At 60.7% G+C, this 26,385-nt stretch carries 23 protein-coding genes and 2 riboswitches; of the genes, 8 read left to right on the plus strand and 15 right to left on the minus strand.

The features are described from left to right. Nucleotides 1–2,577: endopeptidase La (gene lon / locus OSA81_08435; protein ID MDE0899028.1), on the minus strand; the 2,577-nt coding region annotated here is incomplete at its 3' end. A gap of 318 nt (nucleotides 2,578–2,895) precedes the next feature. Here lon and OSA81_08440 point away from each other — a divergent pair. From OSA81_08440 to OSA81_08455, 4 genes are all read left to right on the plus strand, one after another. Continuing rightward, entirely contained in the window at nucleotides 2,896–3,414 is a 519-nt protein-coding gene (locus OSA81_08440; protein ID MDE0899029.1) for an MBL fold metallo-hydrolase, read from the plus strand. Between the two features lie 190 nt (nucleotides 3,415–3,604). After that, on the plus strand, nucleotides 3,605–5,278 hold the full coding sequence (gene ggt / locus OSA81_08445; GenBank protein ID MDE0899030.1) for a gamma-glutamyltransferase: 1,674 nt from the start codon (nucleotides 3,605–3,607) through the stop codon (nucleotides 5,276–5,278). Nucleotides 5,279–5,285: 7 nt separating this feature from the next. After that, on the plus strand, nucleotides 5,286–6,134 hold the full coding sequence (locus OSA81_08450; protein ID MDE0899031.1) for a hypothetical protein: 849 nt from the start codon (nucleotides 5,286–5,288) through the stop codon (nucleotides 6,132–6,134). Nucleotides 6,135–6,687: 553 nt separating this feature from the next. Further along, complete coding sequence (locus OSA81_08455) at nucleotides 6,688–7,227, plus strand: nuclear transport factor 2 family protein (GenBank protein MDE0899032.1); 540 nt, start codon at nucleotides 6,688–6,690, stop codon at nucleotides 7,225–7,227. 162 nt (nucleotides 7,228–7,389) lie between these two features. On the opposite strand, the gene OSA81_08460 is transcribed toward OSA81_08455, so the two are convergent. Beyond that, a complete protein-coding gene (locus tag OSA81_08460; GenBank protein ID MDE0899033.1) occupies nucleotides 7,390–9,099 on the minus strand; it encodes an electron-transfer flavoprotein:ubiquinone oxidoreductase in 1,710 nt (569 codons plus the stop codon). A 64-nt stretch (nucleotides 9,100–9,163) separates the two neighbouring features. Here OSA81_08460 and OSA81_08465 point away from each other — a divergent pair, with 64 nt between their 5' ends. Further along, nucleotides 9,164–10,633, plus strand: coding sequence for a hypothetical protein (locus OSA81_08465; GenBank protein ID MDE0899034.1), 1,470 nt, complete (start codon nucleotides 9,164–9,166; stop codon nucleotides 10,631–10,633). Nucleotides 10,634–10,651: 18 nt separating this feature from the next. On the opposite strand, the gene OSA81_08470 is transcribed toward OSA81_08465, so the two are convergent. The 3 genes from OSA81_08470 to mutY are packed head-to-tail and all read right to left on the minus strand — an operon-like array spanning nucleotide 10,652 to nucleotide 13,205. After that, nucleotides 10,652–11,410: a glucose 1-dehydrogenase gene (locus OSA81_08470; GenBank protein ID MDE0899035.1), complete on the minus strand. Its 759-nt coding sequence runs from the start codon at nucleotides 11,408–11,410 to the stop codon at nucleotides 10,652–10,654. Continuing rightward, nucleotides 11,407–12,108: a creatininase family protein gene (locus OSA81_08475; protein MDE0899036.1), complete on the minus strand. Its 702-nt coding sequence runs from the start codon at nucleotides 12,106–12,108 to the stop codon at nucleotides 11,407–11,409. The genes OSA81_08470 and OSA81_08475 overlap by 4 nt, the downstream gene beginning before the upstream one ends. Continuing rightward, a complete protein-coding gene (gene mutY, locus OSA81_08480) occupies nucleotides 12,105–13,205 on the minus strand; it encodes an A/G-specific adenine glycosylase (GenBank protein ID MDE0899037.1) in 1,101 nt (366 codons plus the stop codon). Before mutY ends, OSA81_08475 begins: the two co-directional genes overlap by 4 nt. A gap of 34 nt (nucleotides 13,206–13,239) precedes the next feature. Here mutY and OSA81_08485 point away from each other — a divergent pair, with 34 nt between their 5' ends. The 3 genes from OSA81_08485 to OSA81_08495 all read left to right on the plus strand — a co-directional run bounded on the left by OSA81_08485 (nucleotide 13,240) and on the right by OSA81_08495 (nucleotide 18,741). Next, nucleotides 13,240–14,532, plus strand: coding sequence for a VWA domain-containing protein (locus tag OSA81_08485; GenBank protein ID MDE0899038.1), 1,293 nt, complete (start codon nucleotides 13,240–13,242; stop codon nucleotides 14,530–14,532). A 320-nt stretch (nucleotides 14,533–14,852) separates the two neighbouring features. Next, nucleotides 14,853–14,988: riboswitch (cobalamin riboswitch) on the plus strand. Nucleotides 14,989–15,154: 166 nt separating this feature from the next. Beyond that, nucleotides 15,155–17,329: a TonB-dependent receptor gene (locus OSA81_08490; GenBank protein MDE0899039.1), complete on the plus strand. Its 2,175-nt coding sequence runs from the start codon at nucleotides 15,155–15,157 to the stop codon at nucleotides 17,327–17,329. A 32-nt stretch (nucleotides 17,330–17,361) separates the two neighbouring features. After that, entirely contained in the window at nucleotides 17,362–18,741 is a 1,380-nt protein-coding gene (locus OSA81_08495) for a hypothetical protein (protein MDE0899040.1), read from the plus strand. On the opposite strand, the gene OSA81_08500 is transcribed toward OSA81_08495, so the two are convergent. From OSA81_08500 to OSA81_08545, 10 genes are all read right to left on the minus strand, one after another. Next, nucleotides 18,738–19,553, minus strand: coding sequence for an ABC transporter ATP-binding protein (locus tag OSA81_08500; GenBank protein MDE0899041.1), 816 nt, complete (start codon nucleotides 19,551–19,553; stop codon nucleotides 18,738–18,740). The two genes, OSA81_08495 and OSA81_08500, sit on opposite strands and share 4 nt — an antisense overlap. Then, on the minus strand, nucleotides 19,550–20,554 hold the full coding sequence (locus OSA81_08505; GenBank protein ID MDE0899042.1) for an iron ABC transporter permease: 1,005 nt from the start codon (nucleotides 20,552–20,554) through the stop codon (nucleotides 19,550–19,552). Before OSA81_08505 ends, OSA81_08500 begins: the two co-directional genes overlap by 4 nt. 1 nt (nucleotide 20,555) lies before the next feature. Continuing rightward, nucleotides 20,556–21,311, minus strand: a complete 756-nt coding sequence (locus OSA81_08510; protein MDE0899043.1) for a helical backbone metal receptor — start codon at nucleotides 21,309–21,311, stop codon at nucleotides 20,556–20,558. A gap of 213 nt (nucleotides 21,312–21,524) precedes the next feature. Further along, a riboswitch (cobalamin riboswitch) is annotated at nucleotides 21,525–21,652 on the minus strand. A gap of 24 nt (nucleotides 21,653–21,676) precedes the next feature. Continuing rightward, nucleotides 21,677–21,898: a hypothetical protein gene (locus OSA81_08515; GenBank protein ID MDE0899044.1), complete on the minus strand. Its 222-nt coding sequence runs from the start codon at nucleotides 21,896–21,898 to the stop codon at nucleotides 21,677–21,679. After that, on the minus strand, nucleotides 21,895–22,497 hold the full coding sequence (locus OSA81_08520) for a cytochrome c oxidase subunit 3 (protein MDE0899045.1): 603 nt from the start codon (nucleotides 22,495–22,497) through the stop codon (nucleotides 21,895–21,897). The genes OSA81_08515 and OSA81_08520 overlap by 4 nt, the downstream gene beginning before the upstream one ends. A 4-nt stretch (nucleotides 22,498–22,501) precedes the next feature. Further along, nucleotides 22,502–23,215 carry a cytochrome C oxidase subunit IV family protein gene (locus OSA81_08525; GenBank protein ID MDE0899046.1) on the minus strand — a complete coding sequence of 238 codons (714 nt, stop codon included), beginning with the start codon at nucleotides 23,213–23,215 and terminating at the stop codon, nucleotides 22,502–22,504. A gap of 7 nt (nucleotides 23,216–23,222) precedes the next feature. Further along, a complete protein-coding gene (locus OSA81_08530) occupies nucleotides 23,223–23,741 on the minus strand; it encodes a cytochrome c oxidase subunit 3 (protein MDE0899047.1) in 519 nt (172 codons plus the stop codon). 59 nt (nucleotides 23,742–23,800) lie between these two features. After that, entirely contained in the window at nucleotides 23,801–25,498 is a 1,698-nt protein-coding gene (locus OSA81_08535; protein MDE0899048.1) for a cbb3-type cytochrome c oxidase subunit I, read from the minus strand. A gap of 13 nt (nucleotides 25,499–25,511) precedes the next feature. After that, entirely contained in the window at nucleotides 25,512–26,207 is a 696-nt protein-coding gene (locus tag OSA81_08540; protein ID MDE0899049.1) for a hypothetical protein, read from the minus strand. Then, nucleotides 26,207–26,383, minus strand: a complete 177-nt coding sequence (locus OSA81_08545; GenBank protein ID MDE0899050.1) for a hypothetical protein — start codon at nucleotides 26,381–26,383, stop codon at nucleotides 26,207–26,209. Before OSA81_08545 ends, OSA81_08540 begins: the two co-directional genes overlap by 1 nt. Nucleotides 26,384–26,385: the final 2 nt, after the last annotated feature.

The raw sequence follows: 26,385 nt of genomic DNA on the forward strand, positions 1-26,385 counted from the left end.
CTTAGCCTTCTTTTTCGGTGCGGCCTTCTTGGCGGCCATCGACTTCTGGGTCGCGGGCTTCTTCGCCTTAGCCTTCTTCTTCCGTGCTGGCTTCTTCTTGCCCGCTGCCTTGGCACTCGCCTTCCCCGCGGCGGACTTCTTCCTGGCCGGTGCCCCCTTTGTTTTCGCTTTTCGAGCCGTCGCAGGGCGGCCGGCTCCTGCCGGCATGTCTCCGGTCAAAGCGACAGCAACCACGTCGTCCAGCGTCTCGGCCAGATGGAACGTGATGTGCTTCTGAACATCCGCTGGGATGTCTTCAATATCTACTTCGTTGTCGATCGGAAGAATGATTTCTCGAATCCCTGCCCGAACGGCCCCCAGAACCTTCTCCTTCACTCCACCAATAGGCAGCACGCGTCCAGTCAATGTCAGCTCGCCCGTCATCGACACATCGCGTCGGACCTTCCGCCCAGAGATGGCCGACACCAGTGCCGTTGCCATAGTGATTCCGGCCGAAGGACCGTCCTTCGGAATCGCCCCAGCCGGGACGTGAATGTGAACCTCGACCTTCTGTAACGAATCTTCGGGGATGCCGAGTCGCTCGGCGTTGGCCTTCGCGTACGATAGGGCCGCACGTGCCGACTCCTTCATGACGTCACCAAGCTGCCCGGTCAGTACGAAGCCACCCTCGCCTGGCATGACGCTAGCCTCGACGAACATGATGTCCCCGCCCATCGGGGTGTAGAACATGCCGGTTGCCACGCCACGTGTGTCGTGATCCGAGATCCGCTCCGGATGCACCCTCGGGCGCCCCAGAAGCTCCGCCACGTCATCGGGCGACGCGTTGATCTTCTTGAGTTTTCCACCCGCAATCTGGCGCGCGACCTTGCGGGCAAATTTCCCAACTTCACGCTCTAGCTGCCGAACGCCGGCCTCCCGCGTGTAACTCTGGATGATCGTGAGGAGGGCCTTGTCTTTCATCTTCAGCTCGGCATCGGTCAGGGCATTTTCCTTCCTCTGACGACGGAGCAGATACCGCTTCGCGATCTCTAGCTTCTCGGCCTCGGTGTATCCGGCGAAGTCGACTCGTTCCATACGGTCGAGAAGCGGGCCCGGAATACGATCCAGATAGTTCGCGGTCGCGACAAAGAGCACCTCAGAAAGATCGAACGGGATTCCGAGATAGTGATCGACGAACGTGGAGTTCTGAGCGGGGTCGAGCACCTCTAGGAGAGCAGAACTCGGGTCACCCTGATACGACTGACCGAGCTTGTCGACCTCGTCGAGCAGGAATACCGGATTCTTGCTCTTGGCCGATCTCATCCCCTGGATGATCCGTCCAGGCATCGCACCCACATAGGTACGCCGATGACCTCGGATGTCGGCCTCGTCTCGGGCTCCACCAAGTGAAATCCGCACGTAATCACGACCAAGAGATCGCGCGATCGACTGAGCAATCGAGGTCTTTCCGACCCCAGGAGGTCCGACGAAGAGCAGAATAGGCCCGCGACCCGCACCACCGTCGCCAGCGCCGTCCGGCTCTTCATCACCGGCAGCCTCAGTAGACCGATCCATCGCGAGCTTCCGCACAGCCAGGAACTCGAGCACGCGATCCTTTACGTCCTCCAGCCCATAGTGATCATCGTGGAGGATCTCTTCGGCCAGACGGAGATCGATCTTCTCCTCACTTCGCTGGTTCCAAGGTAGCTCCGTGATCCACTCGAGAAACGTGCGAATGACCTGATACTCGGCCGACTGAGGGCTGGTACGCTCGAGGCGACGCAATTCACGATCGACCTCCGATCGTTGTTCCTCACTGAGCTCGAGCTCCTCGATCCGCTTCTGCATCTCTTCGATGTCGTCGCGTTCTTCCTCTTCTCCGAGCTCCTTCTGGATCGCCTTGAGTTGCTCACGCAGAAGCATTTCGCGCTGTCGCTCGCCCAGCTCCGACTGGACCTTCGCCTGAATGTCTTCCTGTGCATCGATCCGCGCGAGCTCCCGCTCCACCGCCAAGAGACAGGCGCGCATGCGCTCTTCGTCGTCGAGTAGCTCCAGAAATCCCTGTTTGTCCGAAGTCTCAAGCTCAAGATAGAACGCTACGAGGTCAGCAAAGGGACCCGATTCCTCCACGCCTTGAATAAGCTGATTCAGGGCCTCCGCTGGCACACCTCGACGGGTACCGAGTTCGGCAGCCCGGTCGCGCAGCTCCTGATCCAGTGCCTGAAACGCCGGATCCTCTGAATTTCGGGGCTCCACCGTGTCCATCTTGAGGAGCACCGCATTGAGCATGGATTGGCCCTCCTGCTCGTACGACAACGCCCGGGCTCGACCCTCTCCCTGCACGAGCAGCTGCACACCACCACGGACCCGATGGGTCTGGATGATGCGAACGACGGTCCCGACCGAGTACAGGTACTCGGGCGCAGCGTCGTCGACATTCTCTCGCTGTGCTACGGCAAACATTCGTCGGTCGCCGTCCAGCGCTTCCTGCACGGCCTCGACGGTTCCCGGGCGCCCTGCCGAAATCGGCACGGCGACGCCAGGATACACGACCGTATCACGAAGGGGCAGGACCGGCAGCGTGAATCTTTCAGCCATCGGATCTTCGGTGTCCTTTCCCCCGGTCATCTTCGGATCGGGGGTCGGTGTCTTGTCAGACAGAGTAGATGCTCCGGCGTTCGTTGATTCGTCTGTAATGGGTGGGCCCAAGAGCCCTGTCACTCACTCATCGCTCGCCAGTCGTAGCTTCGATTGCACGATCCTTGCCACGAATATGACCCAAATTCCTGCCCGGATCGCATGGCCTTATGCCAATCTGGCGGTTATCGGTATGCCGGACATGCCACTTTTTTGGGCCGAGAGCGGCGGTTAGGTTGGCACCTCCTCACTTCTCGCGCCACCGGACATCGTTCCATCATGAGCGATTCACTTGAGGGCATCACATGGTTTCGCGGCTCCTCCGTTCGAATCAGAAGGAAGGGCTTGGAGACCCACATGGACCCACATGGCGTGGACAAGGATTCCGAGGCGGATTTCGCGCTCCTCACGTATCTGCAAAACGACAATTTTTCGGAAGACGACATCGCCCGGGTACGAGGCGAGAAAACGGCACTGATCGCGTCCACCTCCATGAAAAAACAGCTGGACAGCGCATATCACTTCGTGCGCCCCGGGGACACGCTCCAACTCGACGGCTTCGATATTCTCGCGGTCCCCGCTCACAACGTGGACAAGAAGCACCACGCGCCGGAGCAGGGTTGGCTCGGCTACGTCTTTACGATCCCCGGCACACCTACTATCACGCCGGTGACACCGCCTTCCTCCCGTCGATGTTCGGGATCCGATGTGATGTCGGGTTTCTCCCCGTCGGTGGTCACTACACCACGGGTGTTGAGGATGAGGCCCGGGCCGGTGAGCCCTGCGGAGTCGAGGTGATCCTGCCGATCCATTGGGAGGAGCCGCAGGGCACGGAGAAAGACATCGCTCATCTGGGAGAACTATTCTCCCGAGACGTGCTCGAGAGAGAGGCCTGACCCTCGCTTCAACGAGCTTCGGCGCCGACATTCTCGGCCCCTCTCAATTCTTGGTGTCAGGGTGATGTCCACAACCAAGCACAGGTGACCCGATGCGTCCCATCATACCTATCATCACTCTCGCCCTCGCGGCCCAGCCACTGACCGCCCAAATGACTTCCCGGATGACAGGGCCGGTAACGAGCCCCGCGACCTATTCAGGTCGCTCGACTGTCTACGCGCCAAACGGCGTGGCGGCGACCAGTCAGCCTCTCGCGACAACGACAGCTCTCGAAATACTCAACAGCGGCGGAAACGCGATCGACGCAGCTGTCGCTGCGGCCGCAGTGCTGAACGTCACCGAGCCACACATGACAGGTATGGGCGGAGACATGTTCGCGATTCTCTGGTCAGCCTCGGAGGGTCGGCTGGTTGGTCTTGATGCGAGCGGAAGGTCGGGCTCAAAGACCGACGTCGCAGCACTGGTAGCAGAGGGCGCAGAGCGGGTCCCTGGAAACGGTGCGCGTTCGGTTACTGTGCCCGGCGCGCTGTCAGGATGGAGCGCCTTGGTTGAAACATACGGCAACTTGACGCTGGCCGAGGTGCTCGCGCCTGCGATCCGCCTCGCCGAAGAGGGGTTCCCCGTGTCACCGATCATTGCTCAGGACTGGGCCGGATCAGTGAACGGTCTCCGGCGTAACCCGGGTGCGGCCGCAACGTTTCTGATCAACGACGAGGCGCCCAAAGCGGGTGACTGGTTCAGCAATCCAGACCTGTCGCGAACGTTTCAGCGGGTCGCAGACCAGGGACCCGAGAGCTTCTATGGTGGAGAACTGGGCCAGGAGTTCATCGATGGTCTCGACGAACTCGGTGGCTACCTGACGATCGAAGACCTGGCAAACCACGAAATCCGCTGGGTCGAGCCGATGAGCGTCGACTACAAGGAGTACACGCTCTACGAACTACCCCCAGCAGGTCAGGGCATCGCAGCGCTCCAGATGCTGAAGATGCTGGAGGGCGTGGATTTCGCTTCAATGGAACACAACTCAGCTGAGTACCTCCACGTGTTGATCGAGGCGAAGAAGCTGGCCCATGCGGACCTCGCCCGGTATGTGGCCGACCCCGATCACATGCAGGTGCAGCCCGAGACTCTCCTCGATCCAGACTACCTCACGGGTCGTGCCGGATTGATCGATCACACGCGGGCAGCGGACAGGCCCGATCCCGGTCGCCTAGTGACGGACTCGGAGACGATTTACCTGACCGTCGCTGATCGTGACGGCAACATGATCTCCTTCATCAACTCGATCTACGGGTACTTCGGCTCCCGAGTCGTCATCCCGGGAACGGGCGTGGTGCTCCAGAACCGGGGGTCGGGATTTACCATGGAGGAGGGCCATCCAAATCAGATCGCCGCGAACAAGCGACCCTTCCATACCATTATCCCTGCCTTCGCTACGAAGGATGGATCGCCCTGGCTCTCATTTGGCGTCATGGGCGGCTCCATGCAGCCGCAGGGTCATGTCCAGGTCATGCTCAACCTGATCGAGTACGGAATGGACCCGCAGGAGGCGATCGACGCGGCGCGATTCCGCCACTTCAGCGGGACCACTGTTGCGATCGAGAATCTCGACCCGGAGGTCGGAAGCGCGCTCGAAGCGATGGGCCACGAACTGCGAAGCCCCGACGGAGTCGCGTTTGGAGGTGGGCAAGCGATCCTTAAATTATCTCGAGGATGGGCCGCCGCCTCCGATCCACGAAAAGACGGTATGGCAGCTGGAAATTGAAGAACCTGTGAGCGATCCCGATTCGGTAATCCCTTTCGACCGTCTACCCGACAACTTCGCGGCGAGTATCGGGAACCCGTCTGGGGTGCCGGCTGCACCGAGGCCAGCTGCCACCATCGTGCTTCTACGCGATGCACCCACAGGGATGGAGCTTCTTCTTATGCGGAGAAGCAGGAGCGCCGGCTTCGTCCCAGGCGCCTACGTCTTTCCGGGTGGCCGAGTCGACGGAACCGATGCGATGCCCGCGGTCATCGAGCGACTCGACGACCTGACGGTCGACGGCGCTGAGTCGAGGCTTGTCTTGCCCAGGGCTGAGCCTCCTGCGATCGCATATTATCTCGCGGCGCTGAGGGAGGCCTTCGAAGAGACTGGCATCCTTGTGGGGATCCGCTCCGATGGATCCGCCCCTCCGACAGCCGCGGAGGACGCCAATGTAGATCGAGTACGGAACCAGCTCATGAACGATGACATCTCGTTCGCAGACGCAATCGCACGACTTCAGTGCCGTATTGCCGGTGATGCGATCGAATACATCGCTCACTGGATCACACCCCTGCCCGAGCCGCGACGCTACGACACACGGTTCTTCGCGGCAAAAGTGCGTTCTGGTGCCACGCCGATCGTCGACCCACGAGAGATGACGGACGCAGTCTGGGTCGGGCCGCAGGAAGCCCTCGACCGCTGTGACCTTGGCGAGCTGCCGATGGTTTTTCCGACCATCAAGACAATTGAGCAACTCACTCTGTACGAGAGTGCGGACGAGGCCCTCGACGGCTTTGCCGGCAAGCCAGTGCGGACAATCCTGCCGACCCTCGTCATCACATCGACTGGTGTTGGCCTCCAGATCGAGGAGTAGCGGTCTGCGTCCGGGTTCGGGCAAGGGTTCGTCGACCTTTTTTCTTGCCCATGCGGTATCAGCCGAGAGAGTTAGCCCGAGAATCAAGGGATCTGACACAATCGATCCGCCTTCTGAACACCCTCAGCCTTTCCAGCAGCAATGAATCGTTCTTCGATCGCAAACCTCTCTTCGCCACCGCTGCGTTCAGTTTCGCGAATGCCCTGGCCGCCCAAGGAAATACCGCGCCGCTCGAAGACGCCGCGATAGCGATTCGGGGCAATGAGATTCTGATCTTAGCGAGCCGGATCGAGCTGCTTTTCGACCCCGACGCGCCACGCGACGCGATCGTGACCAAACCTTGGGGCTGGATATGTCATTCCCGGCCTGATTGACGCGCATGTCCACCTCGTGCCGGTACCCAATCGCGATCGTGCGGAGGCCGAGTTGTACCGCCTGCTCTACTCGGGCGTGATCGCGGTGCGGGACATGGCCAACTACCCGCGCGCCGAAGAGCCGGGCAACTAACCTCCAGCTACATTGGGCGCCCAGTCCTCGAGTCACCAGGTTCACCTTGAGACGTCTTTGCCCTGCTCTTCTTCTCGCCGCCAGCTTCTCGGCCTGCGTGCCGTCGGCACGCATCGACGACGACTCTGCTGCTCGAAAAGCTGAAATAACGATCCGTTCGCTCATGGCCGCCCGGGAGCGCGGTGACGTAACACTCGTCGAAGACCTCTTCTGGCCCGAGGCCACCTATGACGACTTTCCGAACCAGCATACGTATCAGGGCTTCCAGGAGATCATAGGGTACGTGACCGCATTGCACGCCTGGGCAGACGATGTCTACTGGAGCGTCGGAGCGGTTCACATCACGGAAACGGGCGCCATAGCGGAGTGGATTTTCTCAGCCACGCAGGCGCGGCCGATCGGCACGCAGGTCCCGGTCGCCACGGGCCGCGAAGTGATGACCAACGGGGTAACCCTCATCCAGATCGAGAACGGTCGGATCGTCCGTGCAGCGGACTACATGGACACCACTCCGATGATGCTTCAGCTCGGCGGGCGTCTCCAGATGCCAGGTGGGTCGGTGATCACGCTCGAGGATGGCCGCTGACGCGCCGCAGCGATGGCCGATCGTCGGAGCTCGTCTGTGGCATTCGCAGGGAGCGCCTCGCGGCTGATCCGCAGCAGTCGATCACTCGCGTGAACTTCATCGCTGACCCGGTCGCATCGACCCCGCGATCACGCTGAGGCGCGAGTAGCGCCCCCACCCGGTCTACATCTGCCGGTACGCGGGTCCGCTGCCGCCTTCACGCGGCGTCCATCTTGGGCCCAGAACATCGGTCGCCTTGCAGTCAATGCAATTCGGTGCGTTGACGACCAACTTGTCACCATCGCGTTCGTAGACGCCCGCGGGACAGAGGTGGACATACATCTCGGCTGCTTCCGCACTCACGTCCTCCCCGATCACGAGATGTGACGGGATGTCGTCGCGCGTCTGATTGCCGGACTTGTAGACGGCGTCGACCTTCGAGAACGTGAGCTTGCCATCGGGTACGACCTTCGACGGTTCGGACGCGAGCCGCTTCGTCTCAGCCGCGTCCTCCTCGATCGAGATCTTTCCACCAGGAAAGGCTCCTCCGGTAACCGTCATGAGGCCGGCCTTCACGCCACCTGAGTAGAATCCACTCTTGAACGCCAGGCGCATGTTCCGCGTGGCCTTCAGGTCCTTCATGATCACGCTCTGGTCGACGGCCGTCGTGTAGCCGGCGAGCGCCTCGCGAGAAGTGTCACCCTTCTTGAGGGCATCGAAGATCTGACGTGCGGCCATGATCCCGGAATGCATCGCGTAGTGGATGCCCTTCAAAGACGAGACTTCGACGTACCCGGCAGCATCCCCGACAATGATCAGCCCATCGCCATGCCGCTCCTTTGGGACGGAGTAATAACCACCCTCTGGAATCGTTTTGGCGCCCCACTCGACCAACTCTCCGCCTTCGAGCACCTCACGGAAGAGCGGATGCAGCTTCATCCGCTGCAGGGAGTCGTGGACGTCAAAGCGTGCGTCGGCATAGTCTAGACCGACGACCAGTCCAACGGCGACAGTGCTGTCAGACATCGGATACATGAAACTGCCGCCGAAGGCATCTTTCGGGAGCGGCCACGCCATCGTGTGAATGATCCGGTCGAGCGGCTTTTTGACCTCCCAGATCTCCTTCACACCCAGCGCAAAGATTTGCGGATTCTCGGACGTGATGCCCTTCCAGTCGAGCCACGCCTGCGACAGTGATCCTCGCGTCCCCTCTGAGAGAACGGTCACGCGTGCGGTGAGGTCGACCGCGGGCATTGCATCAGCACTCGCGGGCTCACCATCACGGCCTAACCCCGACGGAGTCGTCCGCACCCCGATGACGTTGTCTTCCTCAATGAGGAGTGCATCCACGGGGAAGCCGGGAAAGACGTTCACCCCCAGTCCCTCGGCCTGCTCACCCATCCAGCGCACGATCTCCGAGATCGATGCGATCCAGTTGCCGTGATTCTTCATCGTAGGAGGCGTCGGGATCCGATAGGAATTCGACTCGGTCAGTACATAGACCGCCTCCTTGGTAACCGGCCGACGAAGGGGCAGGTCGTCCATGAGGAGCTCAGGAAACAACTCCTTGAACGCGCTCGGATTCACGACCGCACCGGAGAGATTGTGCTCGCCGAGCTGGCCGGCCTTTTCAAGCACAGCGATCTCGACCTCCCCAACCCCGTCGCCTGATTCGTTGTCCTTCCGCACCAGACGAGCCAGCTCGATCGCACCGGCCAGACCGGCGGGGCCACCTCCAACAAACACGACATCCATGGGAAGCGCTTCGTCATCCGGCTGATCGGCGACGATGAACCGATCACGCGGAAGCGGCGGCTGATCATCGAGTGAACAGATCGACGTGCGGAGAACGCTGGTGCCCTCGGCCATGGGGAAGCTCCGGTGCTGGTTCATTGGGGGATCCGCGTCGAGCGACGCGTGTACGGATTCGACCCCAAAGATAACGGAGCCCTTCCGCATGACCCACGATCGCGCCCGAACTCTCGGTGACCTCAAGTCGAACGGCTACGTAAGCCGCTCTGTGAAGGACGAGATGCGGAACAACCTCATCCGGAAGCTGAAGACCGGCGATGAGCTGTTCCCAGGCGTGCAGGGCTATAACGACACTGTCGTGCCTCAGATCATCAACGCGGTCCTCGCTCGACACGATTTTATCCTCCTCGGCCTCCGTGGGCAGGCGAAGAGTCGGATCCTGCGTCAGCTTGCCCTCCTCATGGACGACGAGGTACCGGTCATTGCGGGTAGTGAAGTCAACGACGATCCCGTTTCTCCGATCTCCAAGTACGCGAAAGAACTAATCGCGGAGCACGGGGACGACACACCCATCGCCTGGATCGATCGGGACGCCCGCTACGTCGAGAAACTGGCCACTCCGGACGTCACCATTGCAGACATGATCGGGGACGTAGACCCGATCAAGGCGGCCCGAGGCGGGCATATTCTCGGGGACGAGCTGACGATCCACTACGGCCTGATGCCCAGAGCCAACCGGGGTGTCTTCGCGATCAACGAGCTCCCTGACCTGGCCGGGAAAATCCAGGTCGGGCTGTTCAATATCCTCCAAGAGGGGGATGTGCAGGTGAAGGGCTACCCCCTTCGCCTAGCACTCGACCTGATGATGGTCTTCACCGCAAATCCTGAGGATTACACGGCGCGCGGAAAAATCATTACCCCGCTCAAGGACCGGATCGGCGCCGAGATCAGGACACACTATCCGGCAGAAGTGGAAACCGGCATCGAGATCACCCGCCAAGAGGCATGGGTGGGCCGCGAGGGTGCATGCATCGAGGTGCCAGACTTCCTCGAGGAGACGGTCGAGCGCATCGCTTTCATCGCTCGCGGCGACAAGCGGATCGACCAGCGATCGGGTGTCAGCCAACGAATGCCGATCACGGTCATGGAGACCGCGGTTTCCAACGCTGAGCGAAGAGCACTCCGTCACAACGAAGAGGTCGCAGTACCTCGCGTCTCCGATCTGTTCGCTGCACTTCCAGCGATCACGGGAAAGATGGAGCTCGAGTACGAGGGCGAGATGCACGGTGGCGATCGAATCGCGCGCGAGCTGATTCAGCAAAGTTGCTCGCAGACGTTCGACGTACGCGCTGCCGGCGCCGACGTCGACGACATCGTCGAGTATTTCGAAACGGGAGGGGCAATCCAGGTGGGGCAGAACTCGTCAGGGTCCGCTTGCGTTCTAGGCTTCCAGACAGTTCCGGGGCTCCTGGATCTGGTGCGCATGGTCGGACTCGTGTCCGATTCTGCCGGGGACGGGCACCGGGCGGCGGCGTGCGAGCTGGTACTGGAGGCCCTGGTTGCGCAGAAGCGGATCAGTCGAAACCATGCGGGATACAGTCGAGTTCCGCACCATGGCCCGACTCAGGGAAAGGGATACGAGGGGTTCGACCCGATGGGCGGGATGAACGCCTGAGTCTCAGAGGAACCTCGCCTACTTCCCGCCATCCACCGGCAGCACGACCCCGCTGATCCAGCCCGCATTCTCTGACGCCAAGAAAAGCACCGCATGCGCTATGTCCGCGGGCGTACCTAGACGTCGGAGTGCGATTCCATCCAGCAGGTCGGCCTGCCCTTCAGGCCCATACGCTTTCCACTGACGCTCGGTAGCGTGGTTCGATAGCACGAAGCCAGGGGCAACGTTGTTCACGGTGATTCCGTAGGGCCCGAGCTCGTGCGCTAGCTGGCGGGTCAGGCCGATCTGGCCCGCCTTTGCCGTAGCATACGCCTGAATTCCCGTCTTGCTGATGGTCAGGCCGGCACCGCTAGAGATGTTGATGATCCGGCCTTGGCAAGCCTCCTTCATACAGCGCGCAACGGCCTGCGAGGCCCAGAATACAGCAGTTTGGTTGACCGCGACAACAGCCTCCCAATCCTGGATAGTCACCTCTTCCAGCGGCCGCCCCACCTGCCCTAGCACACCCCCGGCGTTGTTCACCAGGACATCGACACGGCCGGTCTGCGCGAGAGCAGACTGCACCCACGCATCTACTGCGAAGCGGTCGGTCACATCGACGATCGTTCCGTAGCAGGCGTCGCCAATGATCTCCAGAGTTTTCTGTAACTCATCCTCGACGACATCGCACACGAACACGGTGGCCCCACGTGTCGCGAAGGAGCCCGCGATCGCCCTGCCGAAGCCGTGAGCTCCGCCGGTCACCAGAACGGTCTGGCCTGAAAAGTCGTAGCTCATGCCCATCCCTCGGTCAGCCGTGCCCGTGTCTCTTCGACTGCGATTCCCCAGATCTCGTTCATCTCGTCCTCACTCCGCTCGTACCAGCCTCCGAAAGAGCCGTCACCCATCGCTTCTCGCAGACGCTCAGGAGACAACTGGTCACGGTCGGATAAACCAAGTGGCGGCTTATGCGCGTCCGGTAGATCCACTCCAGCCACCCGTGTCCATGGGAACGTCTCCATCCACGATGCATGGGACGCATCTGGGTCGATTGCATCGATAGCGGACCGCACGGCAGGCGCCTTCCACCAATCGTGCCATCTGACCTCGACTCCTTCGCGACCGGTCGCCCACGCCTCGACAGCCGGACGCGCCAGACTGTTCCCACCGTGCCCGTTCACCACAAGAATCCTCATGAACCCGTGACGGCGGAGGCTCGCGAGGATTTCAGTTAACACTCTCTCGTAGGTCGCCTGCGACAGCGTGACAGTGCCCGGATAGCCCATGAAGTAAGGCGTCAGTCCGTAATGCTGAGCGGGGAACACCGGAATTCCTAGCGGATCCGCCGCCGCAGACGCCACGCGTTCTGCGAGGATGCTGTCCGTGGCCAGACTGATGAATGCGTGCTGCTCCGTACTGCCGAGCGGTAACACACACCTGTCATCAGTCTCCAGGTAGGACTCTACCTGTTGCCAGTTCATCTTCGAAATCTTCACTGACCTGCTCCGGCCTGTTCGGCCATCCATGAGTCCAAAATCTTCCGCTGCGCGACAGGTATCGCATAGTCGGTCGTGTCCGCGGGATTGATCCAGGCATGTTCTCCGAGGGTAGCGGCAGGGCTATTAGTCGGCGCCACTCGGCACGACCCCGGCCTGTACGTCATGTCGATGTGTGTGAATTTGTGCCGGACCTCGGGGAGCACCATGGCCTCCCCGACAGGGCTCAATCCAGACTCCCTGGCGAACGAGAAAAGGTCGGTATGCGTCGATGCCTCCACTGTCTCTAACGACGGCAGTTCGGGAAACGCCCACATCCCGCCCAGCAGTCCGTCATCTGGTCGGCGCACGAGCAGGACGCGATGACCGTCGTGAAAGACTCCAACGGCGACACTTTCGGTACGCACTGCAGCTCGCGTGCGGCGGCCAGGTCGCTCAAGCTGGGTGCCCATTTCCTTGGCCTGACACCAGGACTGGACCGGACACTCTGAGCACTTCGGGCGCCGAGGTGTGCAGATCGTTGCTCCAAGCTCCATCAAGGCCTGGTTCCAGTCTCCCGGTCGCTCCGGATCGACGAGTCGCTCCGCCGCACGCTTGAGCCACGGCGGTCTGGGGTCTACCTCGTCGCAAACACGGGCCAGCACTCGCTTCACATTCCCGTCGACCGCAGGCACGACCTCACCGAACGCAATGCTCGCAATCGCTCCAGCGGTGTATGCTCCCACCCCTGGGAGTTTGGACAAATCATCGTGGGTCGCTGGAAAGACACCGCCGTGCTCATGGACGATCATTACAGCGGCTTTACGCAGATTCTTCGCTCGGCGGTAATAGCCCATGCCCTCCCACGCCTTCAGGACGTCATCCTCTTCGGCCGAGGCCAGTGACTGGAGGTCGGGGAACCGCTCGAGCCAGGCGTCGTAGTACCTCTCCACTGTCGCAACACGCGTCTGTTGCAGCATGAACTCCGAAATAAGCACTCGGTACGGGTCGGTGCTCTCCCGCCAGGGTAGATCTCGACCGAATCGGTCGTAGTGAGTCAGGAGCGCGTGTCGGAGATCGGGAACAACCGCAGGCTCCATCGCGAGGGGCTTGTTCATAGCGGGAAGGTATCCCGCCCAATAGCATGGTGTCATGCGCTTTACGACCTACTCCAAGTACAAGGGCAAATGGCTGGACGCCCTGAACCTCGAGTCTCTGCTCGAGCATCTGTCCGACTTTCTCATGGACGGAGGCTTCGCAGGGGGAGCTCACCATCATCCCTACTGGGGCTGGTCAGGTGACGAGGACGTGAACTCCGCGGATTCCCTCAAGGACGCTCTGTTGAAGGCGCTCATCGAGAGCGGGCAGCTCACATCCGAGATGATCGAAGAGCTGAGAGGCGAGGGTCAGGGAGACGACGCCATCCGTGAGAAGATCGCTGAACTTCTTGATGATCTGATCGCCCGGATGGCCGACGAAGGCTTCATCGACCTCGAGTCAGGCAATCCTCAGATCCCGGGCGCGACTTACGATGTCACGGGTCAGGGGAAGATCGACGATGCGAAGCAGGCCGCACAGCAGGTTAACTTCAGCCTCACCCAGAAAGGGATGGACTTCCTGGGCTATCGTGCGCTCAAGGGCTTACTAGGGGCTCTCGGGAAGTCGAGCGCCGGGTCTCATGACACACCACATCTGTCGACTGGCATCGAGGCGGAGGCAGCCTCACGTCCTTACGAGTTCGGCGACACGATGAACCTCGATATCCCCGCCACACTAACGAAGGCGATCGAGCGGGAGGGACTGAAAGTCCCGCTCAACCTCGAGTACGGGGACCTGATGGTGCACCAGTCCGAGTACCGGTCATCGTGCGCCACGGTGCTGCTACTCGACATCAGTCATTCGATGGTGCTCTACGGGGAAGATCGTTTTGCCCCTGCGAAGCGAGTGGCTCTCGCGATGTCACACATGATCCGAACGCAGTTCCCCGGCGACTCACTACGAGTCGTCACGTTCGGTGACCGTGCTCAAGAGATCCCCCTCTCACAGCTGGGGAAGGCCCAGGTTGGACCGTTTCACACCAACACAGCAGAAGGCCTTGAGATCGCGCGCCGGATCCTCACGTCGCAGAAGAAAGACATGCGACAGATCGTGATGATCACCGACGGCAAACCGAGCGCTATGACACTCCCGGACGGGCGCGTCTACACGAACTCGGGTGGACTCGATCCGGTGATTCTGAAGCGCACATACCAAGAGGTGTCTGCGTGCCGCAAGAGCGGGATCCTGATCAACACATTCATGCTCGCAGACGACCCCTATCTGGTTCAGTTCGTTCAAAAGGTGTCGGAGATCGCTCGAGGAAAAGCGTACTTCACGAGTACGATGACACTTGGTCAGCACATCATGACGGACTTTATGAAGAACAAGCGGCGGCGGGCGGGGTGAGGAAGCGGCTCGAAAAGGGATAGAACCAACGCGGCGCCTGGCGGTGATCGCCGCCATTTTTGAGCGTTGCGTGTGCGACCAAGGCACGGCCTAGGCGCACGGGTGAGACCGGCCTTGAGGATGCCCAATAGGAATCCCAAAACGGCACCCGACAAGAACGTGGAACTTGGCCGCGAGCTGCTTAAGCGCATCTACATCCCGCCGTCCAGACGATGGCCGCTCAAGGGACCACCTCGTTGAGCAGGAGATTCGACGGGACTTGCCCGAGCGCCACAGACCGGGTTATCCATCCGGCAACGAAGTATGACGGAGGGGCTCTCGGAAGTTCGGTTAAATGCCGGCGCGGCCCCGCCACTGTAAGAGGCACTCGGAGTTCCGGCTCCGGAAACACCACTCATTTGTGCCACTGGGCGTGATGCCCGGGAAGGCGAGCGGTGCTGCCTTGAGCCAGGAGACCTCTCCTCCGTCTTGACCATGTACCCTCGCGGGAGGGGAACGGGGTCCAGCAGCGGTCCGAAATCCGTCGCTGCTCCCGGTCTTCTACCCGTCTAATGGCGGGAATTTTTTTGTGTTTGCGGAGTATCGACGATCCGGCCGGCGGAAGCCGCGACCCTCCACATGCGTGTCTTCACCCGTTCAGGCGCGCGCGCGTATCGGCGGAGCTATCGTACTTGCGTGTTCGCTGCTCGTCGTCCTTTGTGAAGAGGGATCTGCCCAGGTCAACTCCGTCATCAAAGTGCGGGTGACGAGCCTCGTGGACGGAATGCCTATTGCAGGGGCCGACGTCTCCATCGATGAGGAGGGGCTCTTGGCAACCACGGACGGCCTCGGACGGGCCGTCCTCCGTGGCTCGGCGCCGGATCGGCATACACTGAACGTCACGGCACTGGGGTATCTGCCACGCTCGACGCAGATCACAGCCCGCAACGGTCGCCCCGTCCTGGTGGACATCGCCCTGGAGCTGGACCCGATACGACTTCGAGCACTTGAGGTCTCTGTGGCCGCCACCACGGTCACTCTGGGTGCCCTCGCAGTGTCACTCGATAGCGTAGGCCCCACGCAGACGAGCCTGAGCGACGTACTCGAAAGCATCCCCGGCGTAACAGCGGTTCGGCGCGGTGGTCCTGGGGCACCAGCAACGCTGCAGATCCGAGGGTCGAGTGCCGATCAGGTACTGGTGTTGCTCGACGGCGCACCCATCAACGATGCCATCTCGGGGGTGGCTGACCTTTCGTCGGTAGACGTCGCTTCCATCGATGAGGTCGTCGTGCTCACGGGTGCGGCAGCATCGCGATACGGGCCACGCGCACTCGGAGGGGTAGTCCTCTTGAGGAGCCGGTCCGACGTAGAATCTTCTGCACGCGCGAGCCTTGGAGCCGGATCCTGGGGCTCGCACGAGGGCGCGGCTTCTCTGTCTCTGGGGATCGACACCGGCCTCTCGGCTTCAGCCGCAGGACAGTGGGCCAAATCTGACGGTGACTTCATGTATGCCGTACCCGCCTTTCGCGGTGGAGGCGTGGCCCCTCGCCTGAACGCAGCGTCGGACCGGATCGGTGGCCAGCTACGGCTGACCCACACGGGCACACTCGCCAGCTCACTGAGTTTCATGGCCAGCGCAATCGAGCGCGGTAGTCCCGGAGCCATCGCACAGCCATCTCTGACCGGTCACCAGAGCCACGAGAGAGTCGTCGGGGCGGTCGAGATCGCGACCAAGGGCACGACTCGCGGAGCCTCAATGCGTATCGGAGGGCAGTGGCAAGACTCCGACTACCGCGACTCGGTGCCCCCGTTCGGACAGGCGTACGAGCAGACGACCCGAGTCAGTCAGCCAAGTCTCGACGTACAGGGGTGGTACAAGGCCGGCCCAATCAACCTGCGGGGGGGCGGAGGGCTCCGGGGATTCTCCGTCCAATCAGTCTCTCTCGACGCCGAGGACGTGATCTGGACCGAGGCAGGGGCGTGGACTCAGGTCGAGGCCACGCTCCTCGCCAAGGGGAACTCAAAACTGAGGGCGCTCGCGGTTATGCGCCTCGACCAACACGACCTTGTGCAGGGGTGGGTCGGCTCTCCCGGCGTCTCGCTGGCGTTCACGTGGCGAGACACCGAGGTCGCAGGGGGCATCCGCAACGGGTTTTCTCCTCCTTCGGTCGCCGACCTGTTCTTTCAAGAAGGAGTACTTGTTCGGCCCAACCCGGACCTCAGGCCCGAGCGTATCCGGGGGGAGCTGGACATCTCCCTTCGACAGCGGTTCCGTGTCGGCTCATCGCAGCTGAGCATCGAAGCCGCAGCGTACCAGGCGGACATCAATGACATGATTCTCTGGTTTCCAGACTTTCAGTTCGTCTGGAGCCCAGGGAACTTCAATATCCAGCGACAGGGCTTCGAGTTGAGCTCCGACGTGAGTGTTCCTCTCGGACGAGCCACCCACGGCGCGTCGATCCGTTGGGCTGAATCCACCGTCGCATACGACGAAGAGACCCTCGCAGGTCAGGTCGCATACCGGCCGATTCGAGCAATCGACGCTGACCTTCAGTTCGATCTACTCTTCGCCTCACTCACCGCTCAGGCGAACCACGTCGGGGAGCGGCGCTCCCTGGCCGGAACTGATCTCAATAGCCTCCCGCCATACAATGTGCTCGACCTCGGTGTCTCCATTCCACTCAAATTGAGCGGCGAGGGTCAACTCGACGTCGTGCTCTCGAACGCCCTCAATGAGTCGGCCGCGCTCCTAGCCGACTACCCTATACCCGGACGTGGATGGTCCATTCGCGTCCGCCTCGCCCCTCCTCTTTTTTGACCTCCATGGCTCTTCCCTCCGGAGACAATCCCTTGCCTCGCAGTATCTCCGCTCGACTCAGCACCTTAGCACCTTTGCTGGTTCTTATGATTCTCCCGGCGTGTGGAGAAGACGACCCGACGGGCCCGAACGCACCCTCAGCCAGCATTGCAACTCCCATCACGGGAGAGACGTACACCGAGGGAGCCGCCATACAGTTCACCGGATCTGGGACGGACCCTCAGGATGGGGCGCTCAGCGACGCTCAACTGGTCTGGACGAGTTCCATCGACGGGGACATCGGGACAGGTGCATCAATCGACGTTTCGGCTCCTTCGATCGGCATCCACACTGTGACACTGACCGCGACGGACTCAGACAGGAATTCCGGGTCAGTGTCCGTGTCGATATCCGTTGGCAAGCTCGCGTTTATCGACGGTACGGTATCGAGCCCTGAGATTGGCGTGGTTGTGAACTCTACTGCCAACGCGCTACGGCTCTTCCAAGTGGGCGATCCAACCGACTTTCGCGAGATACCCCTTGGGGCCAGTAGCCAGGTCACGTCCACCGGTGTCTCTTTGCGGGGAGACAGGGGCATCGTCCCTCTCGGAAACGCAGCCTCTGTCGCTGTCCTCGACATGCGAAGTCAGCAGATCATGGGCTACTACCTCTTTGACTCTGGAAACGCGACCGGATCAGCCTTCGTCGACGACAAGACCGTGCTCTCCGCGAATCAGACCACGGACGAGGTCGGACGCTTCACAATCGGGCAAACTGACAACGCCATTTCGGACAAGTTGTCAGTCACCCAATTCCCCAACGACGTCGTCGTTGTATCTAACTCGCTCGCACTCGTCGTGTCCGCGAACCTCGACGACGCTTATGCACCGAGCGGTGAGGGAATGGTCACCGCGATCGATCCCAGAACGATGACGGTCGTGGACACGGTTCGAACGGGTGGCACAAACCCACAATTCGGGTCCCTCGGCCCAGACGGACTTCTTTACGTCGTGAACACAGGGGACTACGTGAACCCAAGCAGCCTAGTGATCATCGACCCCACCACCATGACACAGGTCGACGTCGTCCCCGGCTTCCCAGCGGGCTCAGGGGATGTGCACGTCGGAGCAAACGGCCACGTCTTCGTGTCCGCGTTTTTCGTTGGGACCGTCGTCTGGGACTCCAACACGCGTGAGTTCGTGCGGGACATCGATGATCCGCTCTGCGCTCCACTGGCCGGGGGCCGGTGCCGCGGAGCCTTCAGCGCCACCACGGGGGCGGATGGGAGTGTATACCAGGCGTTCTTCGGAAGTACATCTGAGGGACTGGACCCGTGGATCTTCCGCTACTCGCCCGATTCCCTCGCCCTCACGGACAGCATCGCTTCGGGCCTCGGGCCGGTCGCAGTCGAGGTCCACCGTTTCCGCAACTAGGCAACGCCGCGGGGCGGGGTAAGCGGAACGACCTGGGGCACCCCGGCATCGTGACCGGGACCGGGGTGAGGGAGCACTGCGATCGGCCATCGGTACACCCTCTCGAGCGTATCCTTCGTAAACACATCCTGCGGGGAGCCAGCAGCCTCGACACGTCCCTCCGCCAACAAGAGCACATGTGACGCGTACCGTGCCGCAAGATTCAGGTTGTGCGTTGCGACAACGATCGTGAGGCTCTGATCCACGGTCAGTCGACGCATGAGCTCGAATGTCTCCATCTCGAAGTGAAGGTCCAGCGCGGCCGTTGGCTCGTCGAGCACCAGGGTCAGCGGCTTCTGGGCAAGCGCGCGCGCGATCCGCGTACGCTGAAGCTCACCACCGGAAAGAGTGGTGATGGGGCGGGCAGCAAACGACGCGACACCGGCCACCTCCATCGCCTCTTCCACGGCCCTGCGGTCATCCGGTCCCGCGCGACCGAGTGTGCCGATGTGAGGGTACCGACCCATCTCGACCAGCTCGCGCACCTTGAGTGGAAAGGCCAGAGGTTCGGACTGTGGGACGAACGCAACCTGGGTGGCGATCTCACGACGTTTCCACTCGACAATCGGGCGCCCCCGGAAGCTCACGTGCCCCGAGGACGCTCGAGCCTCTCCCAGCATCACCTGAAGTAAAGTGGACTTCCCGGAGCCGTTGGGCCCAAGTAGTGCGTGGAGTGACCCGGAGCCGACGGAAAGGTCAACACGGTGGAGGGCGTTCCGGTCTGCCCCGGGATATGAGTACGTGACTTCCTTGACCTCGAATTGGCAGGTCATGCGAGTCCATCCCGAGTTCGCAGCAGCCACAGAAACACGGGCACTCCGATCAGCGCCGTCACAACTCCAACGGGGAGTTCAGCCGGCGCGACAACGGTTCGCGCGATCGCATCCGCTCCGACCATGAAGGCCGCCCCAGCCATCGCACAGCCCGGAAGTAGCCAGCGGTGATCGCTCCCCCCGATGAGTCGCAACGCATGCGGAACGACGAGGCCGACGAAGCCGATCGCCCCGGCCCCCGCGACGCATGCTCCAACTATCAATGACGTCACAACGTAGAGGAAAATCTTCAGTCGCCGAACGTCCACGCCGAGGTGAAATGCGCTCTGTTCCCCGACAGACAGGAGATTGAGTGGTCGAGCTACAACCATGAGGAGAAGGAGCGCAGGACCGACGTACAGGAGAAGCATGAATGCCGATTCGCGTGAGGCACCGGCGAAGGATCCCATGATCCAGAGCATCGCTGCGCGGAATGTATCCGCGTCGGCGAAGTTGATGATGAGCAGAACGGTGGCGTTGAAGAACGCTCCGATCACAACCCCGGAGAGCAGCAGGACACGAGTGTCGAGACCTCGACCAGCGGTACCCGCCATGGCAAGCACCAGCACGATCGCAAGCACGGCGCCGAGAAACGCCGCAACCGGAAGTGCCAGGATTGACGTGGCAGTCAGGCCCAGGACCATGGCCGCGACGGCCCCCACCGCAGCTCCGCTCGACACGCCAAGAACATACGGCTCAGCCAAGGGATTCCTTAGAAGGGCCTGGAACACGGCCCCACTCACCGCGAGCCCCGCACCGACTGAGGCCGCCAGGGCGATCCGAGGCACACGCAGGCTCACAACGATGGTGTATACCGTGGGATCCGCTCTTCCCCGAAAGATGAGAAGCACGTCCCCCAACGACACCTGAACGGGTCCCACCACCAAGGCGATGGCACACACGCCGAGCGTAAGGCCAAACAGCGCGAGCAGCCGAAGCTGTGCTCCAGTCTGTCGTGCCATCTCAGCGAGCGCCGGGGTGAAGTGCGTCCGCGAGTACCCGAGCCGCAGCAGCTACGTTTGACCCGGGTCGATTGAACAGGTTGGCATCTACAAACAGCACGTTCCCCGACTGCACCGCGGTGACTTCCTGCCAGCCCGCAGTCGTTCTCAGGCGATCCACATCAGTCCCTGCGACTTCGCCCCGTGGCCAGATCAGTACCTTCGGGGCACGATCCACGATCGACTCAAAGCCGACAACCGGCCACTCCATGGGCGAGTCGCTGAACACGTTCAGGCCGCCGGCGATTGCTATGACCTCGTCGATGTATGTGCCACCTCCAGCGGTCATAGGCGGGTCGCCCCAGACCACGAACATGACCGGGACGGCGTCTCGGTCAGCAACAGATCCCCGCACCTGGTCCAACTCCGTCCGAATCGTGGACGACAGTTCCTGCGCAGACTCCTCGCGACCAAGGGCAACTCCAAGCCGCTCGGTCGCGGAGTAGAGGTGGGCAACGGTCTCTATCGGAAAACTCATGACACTCATGCCGAGCCGCTCGAGTTGGGCTTTGAGCGCCGGGGAGTCACGTCCCTCGGACATCAGTACCAGATCGATTTCGAACTCGACCATCGCTTCGAGACTGGGATCCAAGCCACCCCCCACCGAAGGAAGATCGGCGAGCGAGGGCTCGATATCGAAGTCAGTCCGGGCGACGAGTAGATCCGTGGCCCCGATCGACACCACGATCTCAGCGAGCGAAGGGACCAGAGCGACCACGCGCTGCGCTATCGGGGATTCCCCACCCCGGTCGACGGAACCCGCTACGCTGCGAGGTTCGGACCGGGTTGTATCTACACAGCCAGAGAGGGCAAGCACGGCGAGACCCCACAACCAGAAGTGGCGTGAGCGGCGACGAGTCAGGCGTTGATGAAGCGGCATACGACCTTCCCCTCAACCGGAGGATGAACGCGAGAATTCACGCGAACACAGGTCTACTGACTGAGGGCCGAATCACTCGCCTTCCCGGGAATCTTCCCAGTGGCGTATCGAGTGATCGTTTTCGGGTCTACCCGAGCCCAACACAGTGGCGGGACCGCGCCGGATTCACACCGGCTTCCGAGATGTGTCGCGCAAAGAGGTTACTACTCCGCGTCGTTCCCGTCGAGTTCACGCGACCGCTTTCGAATCCACAGTCCCGCTCCACCGACCATCCCCAAGGGAAGCAGGCTCAAAAACGCGGTCGTAGTGATAAAGGCCTGCCGGTTCTCATCGCTCGAGTCGAAGCACACCGGGCATGCATGAGCGACATCCGGGAAAATCGCCACCAAGACGAGGGCGAGAACAACCACGGTGAGTCGACTCACAAGTACACCTTCCAGTAAAGGACCGGCCAGACCAACACTACGAAGTACCAGAATGCAGAGACTGTCCCGAGCTGCGATGCCGTCAGCTTCCCCTGGTCGAGCTGTTTAAACGACCAGATCAAACCGAGCAACGCGGCGACGGCATGGAGCCCATGGGCCCCCACGATAAGGTAAAAGAACCCACCATACGTGCTCGACTGAAGCGTGAGTCCTTCGGCCAGAAGCGCCACCCATTCTTTGCCCTGGAACCCGATGAATACGACGCCCAGCAGAATGGAGATCAGTAGAGGTATCCGTGCGGCCGGCGCGGATTTTTTGTAGGCGAACCAGGCTAGCACCAAGACAACACCGCTCACGAGCAACGCCAACGAATTCAGGGCCGTCTGTTCGACCGGAAGGCGAGGCTGCCCGTAAGGTGGCCACATCTGGCCCGCTGTCTGAGACCGGACGATGGTGTGTGCAGAGATAAGTCCGGCGAAGAACATGACCTCCGTGAAGATGAAGATCAGCATGCCGAGCACACCACTAGGAATCAGCGTCTCCCCGCGCACAGGGGCCGGTCGTTGCTCGACCAGATATGTGGCTGACTTTACGCTCATTACACTACTGATTGGGCCGGAAATTCATCACGTAGTCGGCCATCTGTCCAAGCTGCTCTTCGTCATAGAGTGCCCCCCACGGAGCCATCAACGCAGAGGCACCCACGGCAACACCACCATCACGGATCGCGATCAGAACGCGGTCACGATCCCGTGTCTCCCAGAAGACGGGGTCAGTGAAGTTCGCCGGACTCGGGTCGAGTGCAGCGCCTGCTACTCCATCACCCAAGCCACCTGCCCCATGACACGTTGCGCAGATCATTCCGAAGGAAGCCTCAGCGCTGAAGCCGACTGGCTGAGCCTCAACGACCGTAACGACTTCACTTTCCTCGCCGTGATCATCCTCCAGCCCACGCTCCACGGCAGCCTGCGCCGCGAGGTTCACCCAGTTGTTGCCTTCATGGTTCATCACATCGGGAGCCACACCTGCCATCATGATGCCCAGCATAATCAGCGAAGCAGTGAGCATCCACTTCATGAGCCTCTTTTCCCACTTGAGGTGCATGAAATTGTTGATCACCAGGCGCGCCTTGACGAGCGCGATACCGAACGCGGTAATCAGAGTGATCCAACGAAGACCGGTCGCCTCACCGACTTCTGGACCCGCAACACTGATCAGAAAGAGAATGATCAGTGCAACGTAGATCTTGAAGTAAGGGACATCGTGGTGGCCTTCATCGTGACCGTGCTCATCGCTGCGTGTGTTTTTCTCGGACATGGCGCGCCTACTTCGCGATGTAGAGAAGCGGGAAGAGGAAAATCCAGACCACATCAACGAAGTGCCAATAGATCCCTATGATCTCGACTCGGTGCAGCTCTCGGCCCCGATACGCATCTATCGCCACGTAGCCCATGATAATGGCACCGGCGATGACGTGGAGCGCATGCAGCCCCGCTGCCGTGTAGTAAAACGACCAGAAGGTGTTCGCTGTGATCGTGTATCCGTGGGAGATCTCATTCGCCCACTCGAATGACTTGATAACGAGGAAGGTGCAAGCCCCGAGAATCGTAAAGCCAAGAAGCTTAGCGGCCTTTTTACCGTCACCCTTCTCTGCGGCCTGATGCGCGAGAACCGCTGTGAAGCTGGAGGTGAGCAGCACGAAGGTGTTGAGCGCCCCTACCCACGTTTGCGTGTGTGCAGCCGCAGCGGCCCACTCGGGATGCCCAAGGCGGTGCATGAGGTAAACGCTCAGTAGTCCGCCAAAGATCACGATCTCGGACGCCAGCACCCACCATATAGCCAAGCGCGCTGTCGGTATCCCCGTAGCGCTACGGGTCGTTGCTATCGGTCTTCCGTGTCCCATCAGCCTGGTTCGTTTTGGGGCCAGTAATCTGTTTCACGATCCGGATGGCCGTATTCGTAAGGGCCCCGATACACATTCGGCAGTCCCTCCGGCCAGTTGCCATGGGGTGGCGGCGACTCGGTTGTCCACTCGAGCGAGTTGGCCTCCCACGGATTCCTGCCTGCCTTCTCACCCTTGATCCAGCTAATGATGCAGTTGTAGAAGAACACCAACTGGAAGGCGAGCATGACAAGCAGCGCGATCGTCGCTACTTGGCGTAACAGATACATCTCCGGGCCGGCCAGCTCAGGGAAGTGCTGATAGTTGTAGATGCGCCGATGCTGTCCGCCCATCCCAAGCACAAAGAGTGGGATGAAGATGAAGTTGAACGGAATCACCGTGCCCCAGAAATGAATCTTACCCAGGGTGTCATTCATCATCTTCCCGAACATCTTCGGGAACCAGTATGTGAATCCACAGAACGTCCCGATGATCGCAATCGGGAAGAACGTGTAGTGGAAGTGGGCGAGCACGAAGTACGTGTCGTGGAAGTAGATGTCCGCGCCACTCGCGCCCAGGAAAATTCCCGTCACACCACCGACCAGGAACTCCGCCATAAAGGCGAGTGCCCATAGCATCGGAGTCTTGAGGCGAATGGACCCGCCGTACAGCGTGGCGATCACCACAAAGCACATCTCGGCGATCGGTACGGAGATCAGCAACGTCGTAACCGTGAAGACGTTTGCCATACGCGGATCTATGCCGGCGATGAACTGGTGATGCGCCCACACGAAGAAGCTCAGCACGCCCGTCGCTACAGCAGTGTAGAGAACAAGCTTGTAGCCAAAGATCTTTTTCCGGGAAAACGTAGCGATGACGTCGATCGTCATGCCGATCGCAGGCAACAGAACGACGTAGACTTCGGGATGCCCAAAGAACCAGAACAGGTGCTGCCACAGAATTGGATCGCCACCACGGGCGGGATCATAGAAGCCGGTGCCCAGCGTCTGGTCCAAGAACAGCATCGCCGCACCCGCAATGAGTGGCCCGACGGAAAGCATGAAGAGGATGCTCGCGATGACGATCATCCAGCAGACAAGCGGGATGTCATAAGCCTTCATGCCAGGCGCTCGGGAGTTCATCAAGGTGGTAATAAAGTTGATACCACCCAGCAGGAACGCGATGAATTCGAGCGCTACCGCCAGCAACCACAAAGACGAGCCAAGGTCGGTCAGGTTGTACTGACTCATTGCAGACAGCGGCGGATACGACGTCCAGGCACCTCCGAATCCGCCGCCCTGCACGAAAAGTGAAGCCAGCAGGATCAGCGCAGATACAAGGAATATCTGGAACGAGAGTCGGTTGATCTTCGGGAAGACCATGTCATCCGCGCCGATCATCAGCGGGATGAGGTAATTCCCGAAGGCGGCGATCAGAACGGGCATCGCCACCCAGAAGATCATGATCGTGCCGTGATTCGTGACTAGCGCGTTGTACTCACCGGGCGATACCTGCCCAAATCCCGGAACGGATATGCCCGGAAAGGCCAACTGCATCCGGAACACGTAGGCCATGTAACCGCCGATGATGGCCATGAACATGCCCGTGAACATGTACTGCATGGCGATCATCTTGTGATCCGTCGACCAGATATACTTCAGGATCCCTGAAGGACCGTGATGCTCGTCGTGGTGGACGTCGACTAAAGTGTCTGCCATCTGAATTCGCCCTCTACGGTGTGGTGGCTGCGGATGCCGCAGACATCCACGCCGCATGCTGGTTTGCGTCTTCGATATGGATCCGCGCGGCCATCACACCGTGGCCAATCCCGCAGATTTCCACGCACTGGACGAGGTGATCACCGGTCATGGTCGGCTGAAACCACCCTGTGATCGACCGGCCTGGGATCGCGTCCTGCTTCAGCCGAAAGACCGGCACCGAAAACGAATGCAGCACGTCTCGGGACTCGAGTCTGAAATGGTAGACCTTGTCCACTTCCACGTGCAGGTCATCGACAGTAAAGATGTCGTCGGACGTATCGAGCTCGTTGTCCGCACCCGGATGCTGGAAGGTCCACGCCCACTGCTGGCCGATGACCCGGATCGTCGTATCCGCTTCCGGCAGCCGCTGCTTGACGTTGTGCCAGACCATAACTGACCCCCACACAATGAAGATGTCGCAGATCAGCACGAGGCCGTGCGGGATGGTGATCCACCGTTTTACGTGCTTTTCCTTTCCTGTCAGGTACTGAGACTTCTGCCCTTCCTTGGCTCTGAATTTCCAGATCAGCCAGAAGAAAATTCCCTCCGCAGCCAAGAACCAAACGAGAACAAGCAAGCCGACCCAGAAGATCAGCCCGTCGATTTGATGGGCATATGTCGAAGCCTGAACGAGATCAGGAAACAGCCAACTGAGATCAGGAACCATTAGCCACCCATCCTCGTGCGCAGGATGATGGCGAGGGAAGCGAGTCCAAACAGGATCGCGCCGATAACGGTGATCTTAAAAGTCTTCCCCGCGTCGACCAGCGCCTCATTTTCCGAGTCAGCCGCACGCGCAGGTGCGTCGGACGCCTGAGTCTCGCGCATTGTATTATCTGACATAG

The sequence above is a fragment of the Longimicrobiales bacterium genome (genome assembly GCA_028823235.1).
GTDB lineage: Bacteria > Gemmatimonadota > Gemmatimonadetes > Longimicrobiales > Gaopeijiaceae > UBA2589.